Annotated in this window: 14 protein-coding genes; 6 read left to right on the forward strand and 8 right to left on the reverse strand. The window is 47.6% G+C overall.

All coding sequences use genetic code 11. The features are described 5' to 3' along the window. Positions 1–54: 54 nt before the first annotated feature. Positions 55–309 carry a hypothetical protein gene (locus ACN4EK_RS03375; RefSeq protein WP_431656067.1) on the forward strand — a complete coding sequence of 85 codons (255 nt, stop codon included), beginning with the start codon at positions 55–57 and terminating at the stop codon, positions 307–309. On the opposite strand, the gene ACN4EK_RS03380 is transcribed toward ACN4EK_RS03375, so the two are convergent. Together ACN4EK_RS03380 and ACN4EK_RS03385 are read right to left on the reverse strand one after the other, a co-directional pair. Beyond that, positions 261–2,228, reverse strand: a complete 1,968-nt coding sequence (locus ACN4EK_RS03380) for a sensor histidine kinase (RefSeq protein ID WP_431656068.1) — start codon at positions 2,226–2,228, stop codon at positions 261–263. The two genes, ACN4EK_RS03375 and ACN4EK_RS03380, sit on opposite strands and share 49 nt — an antisense overlap. 180 nt (positions 2,229–2,408) lie before the next feature. Further along, positions 2,409–3,035: a DUF3611 family protein gene (locus ACN4EK_RS03385; protein ID WP_431656069.1), complete on the reverse strand. Its 627-nt coding sequence runs from the start codon at positions 3,033–3,035 to the stop codon at positions 2,409–2,411. 561 nt (positions 3,036–3,596) lie between these two features. Here ACN4EK_RS03385 and ilvA point away from each other — a divergent pair. The 3 genes from ilvA to ACN4EK_RS03400 all read left to right on the forward strand — a co-directional run bounded on the left by ilvA (position 3,597) and on the right by ACN4EK_RS03400 (position 8,712). Then, a complete protein-coding gene (ilvA, locus tag ACN4EK_RS03390; RefSeq protein ID WP_431656070.1) occupies positions 3,597–5,108 on the forward strand; it encodes a threonine ammonia-lyase, biosynthetic in 1,512 nt (503 codons plus the stop codon). A gap of 368 nt (positions 5,109–5,476) precedes the next feature. Then, positions 5,477–5,905 (forward strand): PAS domain-containing protein, encoded by a 429-nt coding sequence (locus ACN4EK_RS03395; RefSeq protein WP_431656071.1) that lies wholly within the window; start codon positions 5,477–5,479, stop codon positions 5,903–5,905. 215 nt (positions 5,906–6,120) lie between these two features. Then, on the forward strand, positions 6,121–8,712 hold the full coding sequence (locus tag ACN4EK_RS03400) for an ATP-binding protein (protein WP_431656151.1): 2,592 nt from the start codon (positions 6,121–6,123) through the stop codon (positions 8,710–8,712). On the opposite strand, the gene ACN4EK_RS03405 is transcribed toward ACN4EK_RS03400, so the two are convergent. Together ACN4EK_RS03405 and ACN4EK_RS03410 are read right to left on the reverse strand one after the other, a co-directional pair. Then, the gene (locus tag ACN4EK_RS03405) at positions 8,705–10,312 is read right to left on the reverse strand and encodes a DEAD/DEAH box helicase (protein WP_431656072.1); all 1,608 of its coding nucleotides are present in this window, start codon (positions 10,310–10,312) and stop codon (positions 8,705–8,707) included. The two genes, ACN4EK_RS03400 and ACN4EK_RS03405, sit on opposite strands and share 8 nt — an antisense overlap. Positions 10,313–10,355: 43 nt before the next feature. Next, entirely contained in the window at positions 10,356–13,610 is a 3,255-nt protein-coding gene (locus ACN4EK_RS03410; RefSeq protein WP_431656073.1) for a glycoside hydrolase family 15 protein, read from the reverse strand. Between the two features lie 385 nt (positions 13,611–13,995). Here ACN4EK_RS03410 and ACN4EK_RS03415 point away from each other — a divergent pair, with 385 nt between their 5' ends. Together ACN4EK_RS03415 and ACN4EK_RS03420 are read left to right on the forward strand one after the other, a co-directional pair. Next, the gene (locus ACN4EK_RS03415) at positions 13,996–14,127 is read left to right on the forward strand and encodes a hypothetical protein (RefSeq protein WP_431656074.1); all 132 of its coding nucleotides are present in this window, start codon (positions 13,996–13,998) and stop codon (positions 14,125–14,127) included. Between the two features lie 380 nt (positions 14,128–14,507). Further along, the gene (locus ACN4EK_RS03420; RefSeq protein WP_431656075.1) at positions 14,508–15,995 is read left to right on the forward strand and encodes an SLBB domain-containing protein; all 1,488 of its coding nucleotides are present in this window, start codon (positions 14,508–14,510) and stop codon (positions 15,993–15,995) included. Here the strand turns inward: ACN4EK_RS03420 and ACN4EK_RS03425 are convergent. The 4 genes from ACN4EK_RS03425 to ACN4EK_RS03440 form a co-directional block, all read right to left on the reverse strand. Continuing rightward, the gene (locus ACN4EK_RS03425) at positions 15,970–16,158 is read right to left on the reverse strand and encodes a hypothetical protein (protein WP_431656076.1); all 189 of its coding nucleotides are present in this window, start codon (positions 16,156–16,158) and stop codon (positions 15,970–15,972) included. The genes ACN4EK_RS03420 and ACN4EK_RS03425 overlap by 26 nt on opposite strands. After that, a complete protein-coding gene (locus ACN4EK_RS03430) occupies positions 16,155–18,326 on the reverse strand; it encodes a GumC family protein (RefSeq protein WP_431656077.1) in 2,172 nt (723 codons plus the stop codon). Before ACN4EK_RS03430 ends, ACN4EK_RS03425 begins: the two co-directional genes overlap by 4 nt. 590 nt (positions 18,327–18,916) lie before the next feature. Further along, positions 18,917–19,675 (reverse strand): XDD4 family exosortase-dependent surface protein, encoded by a 759-nt coding sequence (locus tag ACN4EK_RS03435; RefSeq protein WP_431656152.1) that lies wholly within the window; start codon positions 19,673–19,675, stop codon positions 18,917–18,919. Between the two features lie 542 nt (positions 19,676–20,217). Next, positions 20,218–20,592 (reverse strand): hypothetical protein, encoded by a 375-nt coding sequence (locus ACN4EK_RS03440; RefSeq protein ID WP_431656078.1) that lies wholly within the window; start codon positions 20,590–20,592, stop codon positions 20,218–20,220. Between the last annotated feature and the right edge of the window lie 584 nt (positions 20,593–21,176).

Here is a 21,176-nt window from a genome sequence, read left to right on the forward strand (position 1 = left end):
TTGACATCATCTCAATTGGAAATCGGAATTTGTTGATCGTTAGGATTTATGCGTATGGCATCATCAACACCGCTACAAGGCACAGAACTGATTGATTGCGCTAGAGCCAATGGTCGAGAAGGTCTGGAAGCGGCTGCCTATCATTGTGGCTACGGTGACAACCTGGCAGCGTTTGAGACGGAATTAAAACAGGCGTGTGACGCGATCGGGGTTGATATTACCAGTTTCAGTGACCTAACCAAAACCTCGCAAATCCAAGCTCAGGTGCTGGGGGAGGTTGTTGCCCCCGATAGCCCTACCCAGCTTTGATCGATCGCGGTCCAAGGTAATCTCACTTCAAACAACGTCCAACCCTGTTGGCTCAATACACGAATTGTGCCGCCCAATCGTTCCACTAATTTTTGGACTAAGGCTAATCCTAATCCCGTTCCGCCCCGCCTCCAGGGATCTGCATTCGGGACTCGATAAAATTTATCGAAAATATGGGATAGTTCGGTAGCTGGAATTTCTGCCTGGTTTCGTACCGTAAAAATCACTTCTGGCGGTGAATCCAACTCGACCCCAGTTGTCTGCTCGACTTGTAGCTCAATCTGTCCTTGGGCAGGAGTGTACTTACAGGCATTGTTGAGAAGCTCCGACAGTACCCGCTCCAGGCTAGCCCGATGGGTCAAGATGGGAGCCAGAATCGGGGAATGAACAACTTGAAGCAACTGTTGCTGTTCCTGAGTCCGCAGATCAAATGGTTTAACCACAGCCGGAATCCAGGTCGATAAATTCACTTCATCGTCTAAAGCAATCACATACGAGGAGGCTTCTAACCGCTGTAAGTCCAACAGATCATTAATCAATTCCGCTTCCCGTAAACATTGGGACTGCAAGATCTCTAGATACCGTTGCCTTTGCTCGGTATTCGTTGAAAGTTTGAGCATGTGAATTGCCATCTTCATATTGGCAATGGGAGTCCGCAACTCATGGGACACAGTACTCAAAAACTCATCCTTCATTTGATTCAACTTTTCCAGTTCTGTCACCTGGGCTTGCGCCGCTTGATACAGTCGAGCCTGACGTAAAGCGATCGCACACTGGTTGGCAACCTGCTGGACTAAGCGAATTTCTAACTCATCAAAGGACTCATGTCCCGATTTAAATAGCCATAAATCCCCGATCGTGTCGTGATTATCCCAGATTGGACAAGCAAACACCGCTTTTGAGGCATTGATGGCACAAGGAGGCTCAGGCGCTATGGCGCAGAATGCCCCCATTGGCAGATCACAAACTTTTGTAGTTGTTCCTAAGGTTGACAATGGCAGGATCGTGTACTCATACCGAACGGTACGGGTCGCTTGTTCCGCATTGTAAATTCCAGCTTCACAGGCAAACACCCCTAGAACTTGCCCCAGTTCCTCCACCGCCACCTGCAAAATCTGCGCTTCATCCAAACTATCCCGCACCTTATCTGTAATGCGTTTGAGAAGCGCCTCATGTTCTAGTGAGCGTTGTAATTGCGCTGTGCGCTCCTGCACCTGTTGCTCTAATCGGGCGTTCAGCGATCGTAGTTGTTCTTCACTCGCTTTCAGTGCCATATCTGACCGCTCTCGCTCGATCGCAATGCCCGCCAAATGAGTTGACAATTCAACCAAATGCCGATCATGTTGACTGGGATAACGGGGCATCCGGTACACCATCGCAAACGTCCCTAACACGTCCCCATTACTGGCAAAGATGGGACTAGACCAATACGCCCGAAACCCATAGGACAGCGGAATTTCTCGAAATGCTGCCCACAACGGATCATCCGTTACATCCACACTGGTAACCGGTTCTCGTCGATATACGGCGGTGCCACAGGTGCCAGCGCAGGCTCCCACGGGGATACCATGAGCCAACAGTTGTTGATAACTGTCTGGGAAACTCGGTGCCGCACCTAAGTAAAGCGTCTGTCCAGTGTCATCCAGTAATAAAATTGAACACAGGGCATTTGTGGTCTGTTCTTCAATCCGTTGGGCTAGAACGGCTAATATTTTCGGTAATGGAGTTCCTGTAGCGATCAGTTCCAATACCTGATTCTGGGCATCTAACAGCGATCGTTTCTTAGAAGGGTGAGACGGCGGACGTAAGGTGCGTAAATTATTGAACTGAGATACTTGCCGACGCAGTTCGCCTAACTCAGCACAGAGTTCCTCTTTAGATTTGTCCTGATCGTGGTAGCAGATGCTCTGAGATGACATTGAATTAGCAAAGATAGAAAAGATGGGAACACAAGATGACCGATGGGTTGCTTGAAAGGTCTTCTATCTGATCTTATCCTGCACCTACCAGTCCGAATCCGAAATTCTGCGTATTCTGTCAGCCACGATCGTGATTTTTTACGTAAGTAGCTAAATGAAATGACTCCTCATAAAAGCCATTTATTGACGATATAACCAGTTAAATAGGCTGAGGGAAACAACAGTCGCCAGGAAATGAGCAGTAATTCCATTCATATTTGCCATAGCTACAAAAACATCCAGCGATCGAATAATCCGATTTGGATCATAAATAGCCACTCCTTGAGGCTGGGCAATGGATTTTGCCAGTAGCACGCCGAGCGAGGCTCCACCCCCCAAAATGGTTAGCAACATGCCAATTAACCCCACAATAATTCCCAGCCGTAAGGCTTGCATTACCTGGTCTTTGCGGGGATGAACACTTGGATTAGGATGGCGTAGTCGCTTGGCAAAACGAGTTTGGCGAAACGCTAAAGTAACATTGAATAATAATACTAAAATCCCTGCAACTGCCCAAAAGATGCCAATCCCAATGCCCGGAGTTGTCTGACTAATTCCCTCACCGATTCCTACACCAGGTGCAACTTGAGTAGCAGGGGCGATCGCTTGATTAAAATTACGTCCTGAAATCGCTAAGACCAAAAATAAAGCTGTGACGGCTGCAAGGGCTAACTGTACCCAAACCCCAGACCATCCAGCAATGCGTAAAACATTAGCAATCCGTTCAAGTTTGGCGCTAAATGTATTTGTCTCGGTAGTCGTTTGCATAATAGTTCTCCGAGCCTGCTCGTTGACTCTATTTGCACCATACCAAGCTGGTTAATCACTAGCGACTTCCTAAAGAAAGAAACTAAATTGGCAATCAGAAATCAAATAAATTTGCGATCGATGATCAACAGTAATTACGCCAATCACAAGGCTGTTTGAAACGCCAACCTTGTTTCTCTGCCCAGCCTCCCTAAATTTTGAAGGAAACCGACCGGAAGCCCATCCACGTTAAATCTTTTTTTTTGAGATTCTGTTTACCAGTTGAGCTAACTATTAAAATAACACTACTGAACGATAATCATCCCCCTAGTCCTACTGAATATCCTAGCCTGTCATCTATCAAAAGATAGAGAAAATACAGATATTATTTGGCAAGCGCGAAGAGAGACTAGTCTAGCTAGACTGAAGGAACTGTCGGCAACATGTCGAGGCCTCGTTGAGTATTACTGTCCCTGATAGGATACCCAGCGATTGCTTGACAGAGAAATCTCCCTGCATAGCAGCGAGCCATAAGTAACGTAAAATGATGCTCTATCCGGCATATCCCACCCCGTTAACGCCATGCTTTGCGACTACTTGCAACTGATCCTGACTGCCCGTGTGTACGACGTTGCTCAGGAGACCCCCTTAGAGTACGCACCTAACCTCTCGACCCGGTTTAGTAACAAATTTCTGTTGAAGCGGGAGGACATGCAATCCGTCTTTTCCTTTAAGTTGCGAGGCGCGTATAACAAGATGGCAAAGCTCCCACCGGATTTGTTGGCACAGGGGGTGATTGCCGCATCGGCAGGCAACCATGCCCAGGGGGTCGCCCTTGGTGCCAGTCGCCTGGGGACGCGTGCCATTATTGTCATGCCAGTCACGACCCCACAGGTCAAGGTAGATGCGGTGAAAGCCCGAGGGGGGCAAGTGGTCTTGTATGGGGATACCTACGATGATGCCTATGCCTATGCCCGTCAACTTGAAGCCGAGAAAGGCTTGACCTTTATTCACCCCTTTGATGATCCAGATGTGATTGCCGGTCAGGGAACGATCGGCATGGAAATTTTGCGGCAGTATCAGCAGCCGATCCATGCCATTTTTGTGGCAATTGGTGGGGGTGGCTTAATTTCTGGGATTGGAGCCTATGTCAAACGGATTCGTCCAGAAATCAAAATTATCGGGGTAGAGCCTGTAGATGCCGATGCTATGGCACGATCGCTGCAAGCGGGACAGCGGGTACGGCTACCACAGGTGGGATTGTTTGCCGATGGCGTGGCGGTGCGGGAGGTGGGCGAGGAAACCTTCCGGTTGTGTCAGCAGTATGTGGATGAGATCATGCTGGTCAATACCGATGATACCTGTGCCGCGATTAAAGATGTGTTTGAAGATACCCGATCGATCCTGGAACCGGCGGGAGCCTTAGCGATCGCGGGAGCCAAAGCCTACATTGAACGGGAGCAAATTGAGGGGCAAACCCTGATTGCGGTTGCCTGTGGTGCCAACATGAACTTCGATCGACTGCGGTTTGTGGCAGAACGAGCCGAGTTAGGGGAACATCGAGAAGCGATCTTTGCCGTCACGATTCCTGAGGAACCCGGCAGCTTACGGAAGTTTTGTGAGTGTATTGGTAAACGCAGCCTGACCGAATTTAACTACCGGATTGCTGATCAACAAGCAGCCCATATTTTTGTGGGGGTACAGATTCAAAATCGGGCAGATGCGATCACGATGGCACAGACGTTTGAGACCTGTGGGTTTAAGACCATTGATCTGACAGATGATGAACTGACCAAATTGCACCTGCGGCACATGGTCGGTGGACATTCGGCTCTGGCTCACAATGAATTGCTGTATCGCTTCGAGTTTCCCGAGCGTCCGGGCGCATTAATGAAGTTCGTAGGTTCCATGAGTCCTGATTGGAATATCAGCCTATTCCACTATCGGAATAATGGATCAGACTACGGACGCATCGTAGTGGGGATGCAAGTGCCACCGCATGAAATGGCAGACTGGCAAGCGTTTCTGGATACCCTGGGCTATCGGTATTGGGATGAAAGCCAAAACCCAGCTTATCAGTTGTTCTTGGGCTAACGGTGTTCTGCCACAGGGTAGGTTTAGCCCAATAGATGCCTCAGGTAATCATGGCATTACTTCTATAACCTACCCGCACGTTAAACAACTTGCTTCTGACCAGTTCAGATATCTGGTTATTTTTCTATTAAAAAATTATATTTGTTTTGTTCTTTTTTCCAAAAAAGGAAATCTACTTGCCGGACAGAGAACTATGTACTGGCTGAGTAAAAGCTACTATTTAGAGCAGATCAATACCAAGCAAAATCAAGTTTTATCAAAGTTAGCCAACTATTTATACTTTATCGAATTAATAATTAGGATAATTAATTTAGATCATTTGAGATCCACGTTGGCAGCGAGTCTGTGTAACATTACGAGTCAAACCTATGATACAAAGTTGCGTTACAAATAGTTTGCCTCGATCGATGGATCTAGATCGAGTTATAGACAAACCATCAGCACATACGGCACTCGTGATTTTTGATGATGAATATCGATATGCTCATATTGATCCCGATTGGGCAGAAATGAACGGGCTAATTGTAGGAGAAGTTCTGGGCAAACGGATCAGTGAGGTTCTTCCCCAACTGGCGACCTTAGTAGAACCGATGTTACGAAAAGTCTTACTTTTAGGTCAGCCAATTTTAGGTCATCCCTTAACCCATGAGCATTGGCAACCCTCGGAGCGGCAGCAGGATTGGTTCGTATCGTATTATCCAGTACGGGCAACGCATGGTAGAACCATTGGGGTGATTAGTATTCTGATGAGTCATGGCAACTCGGAAAGCAGCACAAACCATAACAGTTGCCCTTAATTCTGGATTAGCAGAAATAGTCACACCAGTTAGCCAACGTGAAAGATTTTCTATCGTTGAATTAGCGCAGCTATAGCCAACTTTACTAATGGGGCAGGGCAGCGTCTGATTTTTGAATGTGATACGCTGGATGACAATCGTTCAGGTTCAGACAATTCATGCAGTCATCGTCGCATTCCAGAAGCACGAACTAAACCCTAATAATTATTACTATGATGATCTGTGTAGAGCGTATCAAGGGCTTACTGGACAGTTCTAGTGACTTATTCCAGATGATCTCACTTGATGGACGATTACTTTATACGAATCAGACATGGTGCCAAACGCTGGGATATAGTGCTACAGAAACTCAAAATCGTCCGTTAATTGAGTTAATCCATCCCACGTGCCGCGATCGCTGGTGCGAGATCTTCGAGCAGGTAAAACAACAGCAATCTGATACAGCGATTCAAACGACGTTGTTGGCAAAAGATGGTAGAACGGTTGCGATCGCTGGACAAATTTACTATCACACGGATGCAGATGACCTGACCACCCTCTGGAGTTTGTGGCGAATTGTCAGCGTGGAACAGCCAGAGATCCGCTTCAAGTTTTCACCCCAGGCGCAGGGCTTTGCCGGGATTGCCGATAGTTGCACTCAACTAATTCGCCAATATTGGCAGAGTTCCACATCCAAATATATTCATCACGCCTTACAATCTTCCCTGCCTCTGCTAGCCCCATTAACCTATCCAGCCAGTCGGCAAGCATCATCTGCTGCCATTACTTTTCAGCCCCCCAACCGAGTCTCGTCTATGCAAGCATCTCAGTTGCTGGCTACCATGACCCTACAAGAGCGCGAACACTTTCTCCGCAGGATTTATGATGTGGCTGAAACCGCGATCGTCGTGATGGAGGTATTAACCAAACAGGATCTCTACTTTGTCGGGTGCAATCCAGCGTATGAGCGGCTGTTGGGCGTAACCACAACGGACATCCAGGGCAAACGTCCAGAAGAGGTGTTATCTCAACCGATGGCAATGGCAATGCGAGAGCGCTATCTAGCCTGTGCTGCCGCCCAAGAACAGATGACCTATGAGGAGTGCTTACCTCTGGGAGGGGAGGAAACCTGGTGGATCACTCGCCTCACTCCCCTACCAACGAATCCATCTGGGGGAACTCAGATCATTAGCAGCAGTACCAATATTACAGAGCACAGACGGATTGAAGCCGCCCTGCGATCGCGGAATCGCCAACTCCTCACCTTACATCGAATGTCTCAAATTGCCTTAAGCCAGCAATCTCAAGCGGAAATCTTCCCCACTATTGTGGACATGATTAGTGTGGTGACGGGGTTTCCGATCGTGACGATCGAACTGTACGATCGCGATCTCCAGGTGATGCGGTTTGCAGGGACAAAAGGCATCCCGTTCGCTAAAACGGACAACGCTATTACCGTTCCAGCGAATCAACTTACCTCTAGCATGGTGATTCAGACAGGGCAACCCGCGATTCATCGTTATGGCATCACCGAAGTCGATGCCTGTTATCTCAATACAATCTTTAGCCAGATTGGTCAGATCAAAACACTAATTTGTCTGCCAATGACAACGAATCAACTGACCTTCGGCGTACTCAGTCTGGCGCATCCAGATCAGGTTGAAATAGACGACAGTTGCTTACAGTGGATGACCAGTTTAGCCAACTATGTTGCCCTATTAATTGGTCAAAAGCAAACAGAATTATCCTTAAGGGCAGCCAATCAAAAAACTACCCAAATTCTAGAGAGTATTACAGATGCGTTTTTCATCCTCAATCATCAGTGGCAATTTACCTATTTAAATCCCCAGGCTGAGCAACTATTACAAAAGAATCAGCCAAAGTTGCTAGAGAAATGTATTTGGGATGTATTTCCAGAAGCGATCGATTCACTGTTCTATCATCAATATCACAAAGCCATTACAGAACAAGTTAGTGTTAACTTTGAAGCCTTTCATCCCCATCTCAATAGCTGGTTTGAAGCCCGGGCCTATCCCAATGGAGATGGTCTTTCAGTCTATTTCCGGGATGTGACAGTACGGAAACAAGCCGAAGCCGAGCTACTCAAACATCTAGAGCGAGAGAAGGAGTTAAACGAACTGAAATCTCGATTTGTAGCGATGGTTTCTCACGAATTTCGGGCGCCGCTTACCAGCATTCAAACCGCCTGTGAATTACTAGAACACTATGAATGGACAGCGTTAGAGAAACAAGAAAGATTTCAACAGGTTTACGATTCGATTCAATATATGGCAGCGCTGCTCGATGATGTGATTATTTTGAGTAGCATTGAGGCAGATAAATTACAGTTCACACCGGAATTACTCGATCTCAATGGGTTTTGTCAACGCTTAGTCGCGAACTACACAGTTACAGCACGCAAGTCCCAACATCTGGTCTTTATGCCATCGAACCAATCACGTAATAGTTGGATTGATCCCAAATTACTTCGCCAAATTTTGAGTAACTTACTATCTAATGCGATTAAATATTCGCCGCAGGGCGGCACGATTCGCTTGATTTTAAGTTACCAGGGATCAAACGCCATTTTCCTGGTACAGGATGAGGGCATTGGGATTCCACTGGAGGATCAAAAGCATTTGTTTGAAGCCTTTTATCGCGCTAGAAATGTGGCGACGATCGAAGGGACTGGTTTAGGCATGGCGATCGTTAAACGCTGTGTCGAATTACATCATGGTGAGATCACGGTCGAAAGTCAGCCTGGCGTAGGAACTACATTTATTGTGACGCTACCCATGAACCTCATCCCCGAAAAATTCCTCAACTAAAAAACACCTTCTGCCAATTCTGAGTACCAAATTCTTTTTGAAATTCGCTGATTACCCAAGTAATTGTTTTATTTTGTTGCTTGGCGATCGCCATCAGGTATTGCTTATAGGCTTGCTTTTGTTCCAGAGTAGGACTATTGCCAAAGGTTGATCCCAAACACCAGGCATCCTCTGGTAGACAGCCAAATTGTTCAAAAAATAGCCGCAGTGCCCAATTGGGCGATCGATTCTCTCGATACACCTGTTGCCGTTGAGCATGGAAACATTGAATCATTGCCTGTCGATCTTGAGGGTCAAGCTGTTGCTGTGATTCATTCAATACTTCAACTAGATCCCCAGTATGAACGGGGGGCGGTTCTTGCAACCAGTGATGTCCACACTCCGGACAGGTCATGATAAATGACCAGACAATCCGGCTACAGGCAGGACACTGTTTCTTGGGAGCGGCTCCGGGTTCAGTCGGCTCTGTACTGGTGGGCAAGGTGTACTCCTGCACATCTTCCGGAAAGCCTAATCGATGCAGGTTTCCGGCTTGATCAAGAATAATGCCGTGGGTCTTCCCGGTTCGGGGCGAAATCCGCATCACCCGTCCAATTTGCTGGAAATGGAGGGCGCGTGACTGAGTAGGACGCAATAATAAGCCAACTTCCACGCTCGGTTCATCAAAGCCAATGCTGATCACATTGCAGGAGGTCAGTACCGTTAAGTACCCATCCCGCAGATCGTCATACAATACCTGCCGTTGTTTAATCGGCGTACTCCCATCCACCACTGCCGCCGGAATTTTAGCCGCTTTAAAGGCTTTGGCAACGTGATGAGCATGTTCCACATCAACACAAAAGGCGATCGTCCGGCGATCGGGAGTTAAGCGTTGCCATTCTTCCACAATGCGTTGAATTAACTCCGGGCGATCGCAGGCATTCTTGAGGTCGCGCTCATCGAAATCTCCGGCAACGGTTCGCACCTCTGCCAGATCAATCTGGGAGTCTGTAGGCATCCCGTAATACTTCATCGGAGCCAGAAACCCCATTTGCTGGAGATCCAACGGCACCGGAGAAGCCACCAGGGTTTCCAGATGATCGCCCAACTGCTCTTTGCCCAGGCGGTAAGGGGTAGCCGTTAAGGCTAAATGGACGGCTTGAGTATGGGTTTCATACAGCAATTGCTGCCCGACCTGACTAAAGATGGTCGTGTGTCCTTCGTCGTACAACACCACATCTGCCTGCCAGTCCCGCCACCACGATCGCTTAATCATAGTTTGGATACTGCCGATCTGAATCGGAGCGGTGGGATCTTCTTTCCAACCCGCTTTAATAAATCCACACTGCAACCCAAATGCCTGCAACTTCTCGTAGGTCTGCCCGACTAAGACATCCAAATGTACCAGAAACAGCAGCCGACAGCCCCTAGCGCGGGTATGGGCACAGATTTGTCCGGCGATCACCGTTTTTCCGGCCCCGGTACCCGCCACGATCGCCACTTTGCGATACCCCTGACTCAGTTGAGTATACAGATCTTTGATCAGTTGCAACTGATAGGGTCGCAGGGTGGGCGGATTCGGAGGTAGTTCAGAGATGAGGGAGGCTTGCATTCCATCCATTGTGCAAGATAACTGCGGCTTCAGCACTGAATTTTTTGTCTATTTAATCCGATTGCAGCGCCATTGTTTGAGTCTTAGGCTGGTCAGTTTGGGCTAACTCCGTCAGGAAGCGCAGGGCTTTAGCGACATAATTGGCACAGTCATAGGGCGATCGTTCGTAAAAACTCCGCCACGCACTGGCTTTATATTGATCGTAAGCGACACTATGGTCTGGATGATGATCTAACCAGGCCAGCCGCACCGCATGACCAATCAGCACATCTAAAACAATATACTCAGCAATATGCAAATCAGGGTTACGATCGGCGATCGCGGCTAACTCCATTAAGGCTTCAACGTTCACCTGACGATATTCAGGTGCTTGAATTTTATTGAGTAAATGTTCCACCTGAAGGGCAAAATTCTTCTCACCGGGAGTCATTTCTGCCAACAACAATTCACTATCCAGGCAATTGCGCCGTTCTAACTTATCACCAATCACTAAGCCCTGACAATGCTTCAACAGTTTCCACACATGAGGATAGAAGTTTTTCGGCACTCGATTCAATGAGCCATCCATTTGTCGTTTACGCAACCAGTCACCGGCGATCGATGGCGTTTCACTCGCTTCGGGTAACACCACCCACTCAATATCCTTGACCCGTTGAGACGCGTGTAATGACTCTTGCTGAAATAGGGTCTGGTTACTGTCCTCATAGCCCACCAGCACCCGATGCAGCCGAGTTTGAATTTCGTGGGGGCTGAGTTGCAATAAGCGCTCATAAGCTTCCCCTTGATTAACCTGCAATTCTTGTGCCAAGCCACTGGTAATTAACAGGATCAAGTAACCAACCCGCAGAGTTAGTAAGCCATTAAATAAATGTGGCTCCGCTTTAATCAATAGACTCAAGTAAGTCAGCATTTCTTGCGTCAATACCCGATCGCGAATATCTTCACGACAGAATTCGCGGATTTTATCCAAGGTTTCCTGGGGAGATACCGGACGGCTAATCACAGACGCTTCACTATATGCTCGTCCGATCGCAATTTGCTTTTGCCGCACCAGAATATCCGTCACCGCATCGGCTAGATTCAGGTTAACTTTATCGAATAAGCCTGCCGCCCCCCGGACGATCGCCCAAAGCTTGAGTTTCCCAGCTTTAACATAAATCTCATCTAAGAGATCTGCAACCGTGACTGCCCTTTCCGGTTGTCCCCAGCCGGTATCAAAATGCAACCCCCGCAGCCGTACCAAACTACTGAGTAATTCGATCTGCTCATACAAATTATCGGAATTTCGCAAAGTTGTGAGTAAGAGTTTAATATTCGTTTCGCACTCTAATTTGAACTCCTGCGTAATACTCAAAGAAACTGATTTTGTCGGATCACAGGCTAAGTAAACCGCATTCGGCTTAGCATCCTGCACCGCCGCTTGGGTGAACTCAAAATCGTGGAGAAAATCCATCCGTTCTACACACGCCATCAGCATCAACTGATGTAATCGCCCTAACTTCACCTGAACACCATGACAATCCCCTTCTCGCAACTCTTTGAGCAACGTCAACATGGGAATAGGATTGCCATTAGCATCATCCTCTGCCTGAAACATGGCATGAGTCAGCAAAATCGTGATCGTTGGTCGTCCCAGTTGACTCCAGTGCCGTTGAATATGAGCCAGTTCAGCCCGAATTTGGGTGACAAGAAAGTGTGGATCGAAGGTGAGATAGAATTGTTGTTGATCTAAGAAGGACGGCAGGAAGACGATCGTTTCTCCTTGAATCCGAAAAATTTTGGAGGTGGTGAGACTGCGTAATCGCCGTAACGGACGACCTGTGAGGGGAATTTTGTCATTCCGACCAATTTGGGTATAGGCCTGTGCCAATTCCCCCGCTTGCCGGACTTGAATCGGTTCGACCTGTTTCGGGGTTTGGGTATCAATCCCATAGGCGGCTAACTGAGCCTGTAACGCTTCGTCTTCTGCTAAAAGGGCAATCTGAACGATCGGTTTACGTTGTTGGCGTAGATGCAGATGTCTGCCCAATGGATCAATATCACCCACAGAGAGCAACTCCTCACTCAAGAGTTGTCCTAGCAAATAAAGACTCTGTGCCCAGACCAGAGGAATATTTTCGTTAGGTAAGCGGGGTTGACTTTGGGGTGAGGTGCGTTCTGCTTCTACCGAGTCTGCCGGTACATAGTAGAGTTCTGGCAATAACTGTAAACCATCGCGCTCGATCGTGAGAGTCTGCAAGCGCTCCTGGTAAGCCGTTGCCTGGGCATGATCTCCCTGGAACAACCCATCCAACATTAAATAGGTGAAAAATAGCGGCCATTCACATTCAATATGCTCGAATTGCTTCAGTTCCCAGGGTTCGTAGTGCAACCGATGGGGATCTTCTAACACCGTTTGATGCCCATCCCGCAGGAAGCGCTTACAGCCGTACTTGCCTTGTAGCTTGGTAATAATATCCTGGCGAGTGCGATCGCAGAGTTCTAAATTCTCAACGGCAAAAGCGGGAAAACTAATCACACTTAGCAACGCCGCATCAATTTCCTTAGAACTGGATTCCCGGGGGAGTAAAGATTCCAGCGTGATCCGAGTCCGGGCAATTTCATCGGGTAGCACATGAATGACGGATGCCTGTCCCCCCTGAACCCCAAACAAGTTCAACCCATTCATGGCTTCTAATGCCGCCTTCGCCATACCAACGGAACTGGCATTCAGTTCAGCATTGCCATGATTAATTTTGTGACCCCGCTCCCAAATCCCATAGTCGGGAGTACGATAGGCTCGCCCAATGTAATAGACCAGATTTTGCACAAAGTTGACTTCATCCAAGGTAAAGACAATGGGCAGTCCGGAGGCAGTCATTTGTGCCAGCATCAGCAGGAATACAGAGGTGGCATCTAACTGCAAGTGTCCCCACTGGTCATCACCAACAACCGTATCCCCCGTTTTGGTATCGTATTTGGCGTGCAGAGCATCTAGCAAAGACTGCGTTTCTTTAAACTGCTCGACTTTATGGGCTTGCCGCATCATGGCAAATAACAAGCCACGCATTAACTTGATCACACTATGTTCTAGTTCAAAGGTGCGACCGCGATCGTCGTCGAGCTTGCGATAGGCTAACGCCAGCCCCCAGACTGCCAAAATGCTATAAACATTGTCCCGTACCCAGGCATCCGTATAATCTCCGTGGGCATTCACAGCGGTACTGGCAGGTAACAGTCCAGTAATCGGATTTTGTCGAGTCAGGATAATCGCTTTAATTTGTTCATAGTAATAATCCAACCGTGCATACCGATCCGCCGCTTTCATGCCAATATCCTGATAAACCAACAGTGGAGCTAAGGGACATCCGATTATTATCCCCTGTCTTCAACCCAGTAAATGTAAATACAGCAGTTTTCGCCCCCCTAGCCCCCCAATTTTGGGGGGAACAGGAGCCAAAGTCCCCCAGAATATAGCCTGACGGCATTGTAGAAAGGGGGCTTAAAGCCCTACGGGCATACAAGAAAAGGGGGCTGACCGAGTTGAAAAGTGTGGTGCATTCATTTGAAAACGGCTGTAAGTTAGCCAGCTTGTGTCGTGTTTTCACCAAATCTTTACTAAAGGGAGGCAAGAGCATACCGTACTTTCACGCAAGATTGATTAGGATGATTAAATCAGAACCGACCACAGTAATGGCTGTTGAGGTATCGATATGTCTCGTCGTTGCAACCATAATCAATCGCCTTTCATCAAAATTGTTTACTCGCAAGTAAAGGTTAACGGCAAAGTGCAATTAGTTCCGATGGAGCTTTATGCCGATGGTTCCCTCAAACGCAGTGAGTAACCTGAACCAGTATCGTTATGTAGTCGGCAATTCCAACGATCGTGATTACAAAAAAATCTTGATTGTCAGTCGTTTTTAGCTTTCCCAGTTGTGTTCTAGTGAGAGTTTGAGTGTACCCTGATCGTGTATCCCTGGCAGTGCGTCAGGGATTTTTTTTGTTAGTCACACCTTTTTCTGAATTTCCCAGATCTCGCGATCGAACTCTCCGGATATCAACGGTGGTTTCTGTAAAAGTTGACGGATGCAGTATTCTTACTCTGGTCGTTCACGATTACTTTAAATTCCGTCACCACCTGAACTGACCCACTTGCACTGCACCAATCTACATTCCTTTGCAGGCTACAAGCGTTGAATCTTGCTAATCGTTTGGATCTTTCATCATGCAGCAACAGGGTCTAAAAACAGGGAGGCGGAACTGCGATCGCGTAGCGCTAGCTGCCTTCATTGGCTTGCTCGCCTCAACCACTCCAGTCATGGCGATAACCCAACCCACTAATCAGAGTATTGTAGCGCCCCCCAGCCCCAGCCAACTACCGAATGATGATGGTTATTTACTGGGAGCGGGCGATCGAGTGCGGATTGATTTTTTTAACGTGCCGGAGTTTAGCGGTGAATACCAGGTACTCCCCAATGGCACCCTCAACCTACCTCAAGTGGGAGCCGTTTCAGTCCAGGGTAAAACCCTACAGCAAGCATCCACTTTAATTTCTACCCGGTATGCCTCGATCTTGAAGCGTCCGATTGTGACGATCGGGCTATTAACGGCTCGTCCGATCGTCGTGGCGATCGCAGGCGAAATTAGTCGTCCCGGTTCCTATACGATTACTCCGCCGACGATCGGGGACAACCGAGTGACAACCACTAGTAATGTGATTCAACTGGCGGGTGGCATTACCCAAGCCGCCGATATTCGTCGCATTCAGGTACGCCGGACTCAACCCGATACCGCAGGGATGCAGGTGATTACGCTGGATCTGTGGCAATTGATTCAGACGGGCAATTTGAATCAGGATTTACGCCTACAGGACGGCGATAGCATCTTCATCCCCACGGCAACCACAATTGATTTGAATGCCGCCCAAACCTTAGCGGCAGCGAACTTTGCGGCTACCCCAAATCGACCGTTGAAGATTGCTGTGGTTGGCGAAGTGTATCGTCCTGGGCCTTATGTGATCACACCTGGCGTGATCTCAGGAGCGGCAGGTCAAACGGTCGCCACTGCAAATCAAACACCGCAATTTCCTAGCGTCACCCGGGCGATCCAGTTAGCTGGAGGGATTACTGAATCCGCCGATATTCGGAATATTCAGGTACGCCGATTAACCCGAAGTGGCGTACCACAGAAAATTAATTTGGATTTTTGGCAGTTACTCAAAGCCGGGGATAACTTGCAGGACTTGCCCCTACAGGATGGCGATACGATCGAAATCCCGACGGCTAAATCCATCAGTCCCAGTGAAGCAACAGAATTAGCGGCAGCGAGCTTTTCGCCAGACAGAATCATAGTGAATGTCGTCGGGGAAGTCGCCCAACCTGGGGCAATTCAAGTCCGACCGAATATCCCGTTGAATCAAGCCCTACTGGCGGCAGGTGGTTTCACCAATAACGCCAAAAAAAGTAGCGTGACGTTAATTCGCGTCAACCCCAATGGAAGTGTGACCAAACGCGAGATTAAAGTTGACTTTGCTCAGGGGTTAAATGATACAAGAAATCCGATCATGCGTAACAATGACATTATTCTCGTGCGGCGATCGACATTCGCTGGCATTGTCGATACAGTAGGTCGAATTATTGCTCCTGTCAGTGGATCCGTTGGAGTATTTGGTGGAGTATTGAACCTGATTAGAACGCTAAATTTGAATGATTGATCGGATTGGCAGAGTTCGATTCATCAACACCATGCAGGAATTTTTCCAATACCCAGCGGTAATCGGCAAGGTTAATCGGATGCTTAAATGTACCGTTGGGTAAGGCAAATCCGGGCTGAGATGTGGCTGTCCGTTGAGTCGGGAATACGTTGATCCGATTCACGACGAATGGGCGAGACTGTAATAGCTCTGAGCTAAGGCTGAGGTCTGAGGGGCATCGTTAGCAATCACGCCCAATACAGGGGTCGCCAAAAACTTCAGTTCTTCTAACGCGGCTAACACCGATGCCCGATTGGTTTTGCCTAATCGGACTACTAAGGCTAAGCTATCGCACTGCGCGGCTACTAACCCACTATCCGCCAGCCCTAGTAGTGGTGGCGTATCGACAATCACCAGATCAAACAGGTTGTGCAGCTTTTGGAATACTCGTTCAACCTGCTCAGGCGTAAACATCTCGACGGGATCGATCGGGGGTTGCCCAGAGGTTAAAACAGTCAGGTTCTCGCAAAAGCGCAGGGATTGGGTAACGGCATGGACATCTTGCCCACCCAGCAGCAAATCACTCAATCCCTGTTGATTGGGTAAGTTTAACCGTCGATGAATTTGTGGACGACGCAGATCCGCATCCACCAGTAACACTCGTTGCCCCATCGCCGCTGTCGTCATGGCTAGATAGAGCGCGATCGTGGATTTACCATTGCCTACTTCGGGAGAGGTGATGGTCAGGGAACGAAGGGGAGTGTGGGTTTGCTTCAGCAAGCGCAGATTTTTAGACAGCGATCGAAAGGCTTCGGTGACGGGAACGGAAACAGCTTTAGAGGGAGAGTAATCATGGGGGATGACTCCCAGTAAAGGCAAGCGGGTCGATCGTTTCACCTCATCTGCGGTATGCAGCATATCTTGAGTAATTTCGACTAAGAAGCCGACACCGACACCCAGTAATACCGCTAATACAACAATCAATGCCAAAAACCGCACTTTACTGATGCTGTTGATCGGCAGAGGTTGCCCCAATTCATCTACTTCGAGTCGAGGTGGAATGGTGAGTTCCCAGGGGATTTCCTGTTGAGCCGCATCAATTTGCAGGGCTTCCTGCCGGGTGGCAAATTTGTTCAAGCTTTCAGTGGCTAACATTAACTCCCGTTGCAAATCGGCGTACTGCCGCGCGATCGCCGGTAGTTGCTGAATCTTTTGATTGGTTTCCGCCTGTGCCTGATCAATGGCTTGGCGGCGAGCATTGGCGATGGCGATCGCATCATTTGCCTTGCTGACGACCCGACTCGCCTCTTGATTCAACAGGGTTTGCAGATTTTGCCGCTTTTCTAACAATGCCTGCATCGCCGGACTATTGGGCTGGAATCGCGCCGCATCTATGGCAATTTGTGCCTCAACTTGCTGATATTGACTGAGTAAGGCTTGATAATAGGGAGTTTCGCCCAAAACGGACTGGGGACTAGCATTTTGAAGTTGTTGGGCTAAGGTGTTGCGTTTGGCTTCGGCTTCCGCAATTAAAGTTTGATTATCCGCCTCAACTTGATCTAATCGTCCGGTTGCGGCGGTCAACTGCTGACCTTGCATGATCGGATCTACAATCGTATATTGCTGCCTCAGGGCTTGAATTTGCCGTTGTAGCAGATCCACTCGCTGACGCAAGGGCGGCAATTGGCTATCAATGAATTGGATCCCACGTCGGATGGTCGATTGTCTTTCTTTCAAACTGTAATTCAAAAAGGCTTGGGACAGGCGATCGAGGATAAATTTGATTTTTTCGGGGTCAATGTCCTGGTAGCTAACATTAATCAGTTTTGTGCTCTGTTCTCGTTTGTCTGAAGTCAGTGTAGTAATCCGGGCAATCTTTAAGTTCTGAGTTAATGTTTCATAAGTGATATCAGGATAGCGTTGGCGCACCTGCTTAACCACTGGCTCCAACAACTTGGGACCTTGCAAAATTCGGATTTGCGACTCGTAATCCAGGCTGGACTGATTAACATTGATGCGTTGGGCATCCGGTTCATCTGCCCCCTGAGCTCGGGTAGAGGAACGCGCCAATTGTTCCTCTGCGGTAATCGGTTCGACCAGGAGTTGAAACTTTCCAGCATATTGTGAGGGAGCTGATTCTGTCAGCAGCATGAGGCTCCCTCCCGCTAGTGCTGTGGTTCCTACAGTCACTAGAGTGATCAAGAGCGCCCGCCGACGGATTACGGCAGCCAGCCAACCTAAATCCCACTTTTCTTCCTCTGCGTCTGGGGATGCAGGCGGTTGGACTGAAGGGTAGGGCAATTTGCCATTCGTTTCAGCAAGGATGGGTAAAGAATCTGGCTGTCTATCCATCTCGGTTTTGCATCCAATCAACAGCAGTGGGTAGAGGTTACAGGGTGCTTCACATAGTCAATCAGTAGGTGATATCACCCCATCCCGTAAGACACTTTACAAACCAGGTTGGGAGTAACCGGAAATATTCCCCAGCTTCATCGAACGCTAATCAAATCGATCAATAGCGTTTGTCCTCTCAATCAAATCTAGGGAACTCGTAGCCACTTAGTTTGCCAATTTTAAGCAATTGGGTTGAATCAAGAGGGGTTGGAGCGGTTGGATGAATAGAAATGAATCAGACGATTGTTCCAGTCATTCTAGTGACACATCACTGCAACAGTAGAACGGCAACTCATCTATATACTGCTACCAGCATCTACGGATGGTTAACAGTTTTGGGCTAAGCCGAAGATTCAACCATTAGGCTTCTTTCATCTGTTCGTGTTTGAACGTAACCTAAGTAAACTCAGGTTGCACTATCCGATCAGGCTGCTGGAGCCAGAGCAAACAAAGTTGGATAAGAAAACACCCCAACACAACGATCAGGGTGCTTTTTACGAGAGGTATTCGAGATTGCTGAGATTCGTCTTAAACCTAAGGGGTTGGAGTTATACCTCCGTCTCTGCCTCCGCAGCCTGTTCTGCTTTCCGTTTCCGCAATACCCCCGCACCTAATGCAAGGAGACCCGGCAGCAATGCAGGAGTTGGAACTGAAGTCCCAGGAAAGTTGGGTTCGTTTAAGTTAGTACCGTACTGAAAGCGAACATTGCTTATGTCAGCAAGGTTAAAATTATTGGGCAGTCCAGCTAAAACAAAATTAGCAACATTATTGACCAGAGGTGCTTGCTGAACAGGATTATTTGCCGAATTGCCATATCCGTTAACGATGCCATACTGAAACTGCTGCTGACCACCAATGCCTTGAAAAATGTTTAACCCAGCAGTACCCAAACCATAGCGTTGAGATACCCCAGGTAAACCTGATGAATTTTGAGCGAAACTCCACTCCTGACCATTACCAGGCGTATTCAGAAGATTAACGTTTGTTGAGGAGGTATTAGGATTGTTTTGTGTAACTGTTGGAGCGTTAGCTGATGAAAGCGATAAACTTGGGTTTTCTGCAATATCCCAGAAAACTGCGGTTAGAATATCGGCTGGAACATTGGCTCCTGATCCTGTGTTAGTTAGTTGCACAAGTAAGTTTGAACCACTAATGTCAAAGCTTACAGATGCAGATAATGCCCCAGAAGACCCTGTGAAAACGCTAGCAGATTGAGCAGGGGCTGGTGACAGAGTTCCAGCAATGGTGATTGTACCGACGATAGCGGCACTTTTGAGCAGAGTATTTTCATGATCTGATGTTCCAATCTAAGGAATACAGTGAATGCATCAAGAGCGCACCTTTGTGATAGCAACAAAGCTATTTAAGAAGTGCTAGTCCCAACTTTGGTGCAATGGTCACAGTGATTCCCCACTCCAGAGGAGTTGTAGGGATTGCGTTTGCTACCAAGATCAACCGAGACTTGGTAGAGCCCCCTTATGTCAGACTCTTACTTCCTTTTCCCAGAAGTAATATCTGCCTATAATCAGAACTATAGGCTACGTCGAATCACCGATCTACCTAATTCACTGTATCTTTACGACGAGATCAACTTGGTATTTTTACGGTAAAGCTGTTTATCTCAAGTTAGAAATTGATTTAAGCCATCGTCTAAATTTTTCTACTACAGCAACCAAGAGTTAATTTGAACACAGAACTTGGCGTTGCTAAACAGTAGGATGAGTTAACTCAAAGTTATCAGCATTGAGTATCTTTATTTCATCGCTAGAATCGGCAACGCCCAGAACCTGAGCAAACACGGACTAACCAGGAAAGCTCGATCGAGTCAGGGAACCTTTTAAGCTCTTACCTACGATCGAGTCATGAATGCTTCCTGGCTGTTGCGACGTTGGGGACGCTTGCGCTCAACCCGCCGGGTTCCACCAGCCATTTTATACTCATCACTGTTTTTGCCATATTTGCTCGCCACACCGATCAACATTCGTTCCGTCCACTCTGCCATGACCTCTTCAGCATCTTCCATAGCCGTGTAAGTTTGATCGACGGCGGATAACGAGGTGTTGTAGGATTCCAGCTTCTGGCGAGCATCCTCAATGATTTGAGTAAAGGCAGCAATCGTTAGGCCATTGCCTAGATCTAGAGCCGGGCTAATCGATTTCAAGGATGCCAAACGAGTTTGGGCTTTCTCTAATCCAGCCGATGAATGCTTTTTACGTCGGGACATAGGGTTAAATTCCTTCCTCAAAAGGGTAATATCGGGTTCACCCTAACGCGCTGGAAGTAGGAACTGTAACCGTAATTTTTAGGAAAGCAAATTCATTGGCTCCGAATGATTAGCCATTTATCCGTAGGTTTGCCGAATTAAGATTCTGAATGCCTATCCCGCTGAACGTTTAGGATATTCTTACGCCTAAAGCACCGATCGCAGCAAGAGGAAATTGGAATCGGATCAGCGCGATCAAATTTAGCTGACTCGCAATCAAAATCTGAGAATTAACAGATAATTAATGATTAAGCAAAATCAGAAACCACTTAAACAAAAATTATCTATCAACATTCAAAGATAATTAACGTTTAAGCAAAATCAGAAACCGCTTAAACAAAAATTATCTATCAAAAAGCGTGATCAGATTCATCATTAGGGAAATTAAGTTTCCCTAATGATGAATCTGAACTTGAAGCAGGAACTATGCTCAAGTTACCTAATTGCTCTTGAGCCACTACTATAGGGAACCTCGATTAATTGAGGTTTTACAAATTTCAAGTCTCATTCCAGTCTCAAAGTCGATTATCAGTCCTCTATGCCGT

This window comes from Pantanalinema rosaneae CENA516 (genome assembly GCF_050753385.1).
Classification (GTDB): Bacteria; Cyanobacteriota; Cyanobacteriia; order Leptolyngbyales; family Leptolyngbyaceae; genus Pantanalinema; species Pantanalinema rosaneae.

Coding starts and splice junctions, on each gene's coding strand:
- ACN4EK_RS03375 (WP_431656067.1), top strand. CDS start 55: ATGGCATCATCAACACCGCTACAAGGCACAGAACTGATTGATTGCGCT.
- ACN4EK_RS03380 (WP_431656068.1), bottom strand. CDS start 2,228: ATGTCATCTCAGAGCATCTGCTACCACGATCAGGACAAATCTAAAGAG.
- ACN4EK_RS03385 (WP_431656069.1), bottom strand. CDS start 3,035: ATGCAAACGACTACCGAGACAAATACATTTAGCGCCAAACTTGAACGG.
- ilvA (WP_431656070.1), top strand. CDS start 3,597: ATGCTTTGCGACTACTTGCAACTGATCCTGACTGCCCGTGTGTACGAC.
- ACN4EK_RS03395 (WP_431656071.1), top strand. CDS start 5,477: ATGATACAAAGTTGCGTTACAAATAGTTTGCCTCGATCGATGGATCTA.
- ACN4EK_RS03400 (WP_431656151.1), top strand. CDS start 6,121: ATGATCTGTGTAGAGCGTATCAAGGGCTTACTGGACAGTTCTAGTGAC.
- ACN4EK_RS03405 (WP_431656072.1), bottom strand. CDS start 10,312: ATGGATGGAATGCAAGCCTCCCTCATCTCTGAACTACCTCCGAATCCG.
- ACN4EK_RS03410 (WP_431656073.1), bottom strand. CDS start 13,610: ATGAAAGCGGCGGATCGGTATGCACGGTTGGATTATTACTATGAACAA.
- ACN4EK_RS03415 (WP_431656074.1), top strand. CDS start 13,996: ATGTCTCGTCGTTGCAACCATAATCAATCGCCTTTCATCAAAATTGTT.
- ACN4EK_RS03420 (WP_431656075.1), top strand. CDS start 14,508: ATGCAGCAACAGGGTCTAAAAACAGGGAGGCGGAACTGCGATCGCGTA.
- ACN4EK_RS03430 (WP_431656077.1), bottom strand. CDS start 18,326: ATGGATAGACAGCCAGATTCTTTACCCATCCTTGCTGAAACGAATGGC.
- ACN4EK_RS03440 (WP_431656078.1), bottom strand. CDS start 20,592: ATGTCCCGACGTAAAAAGCATTCATCGGCTGGATTAGAGAAAGCCCAA.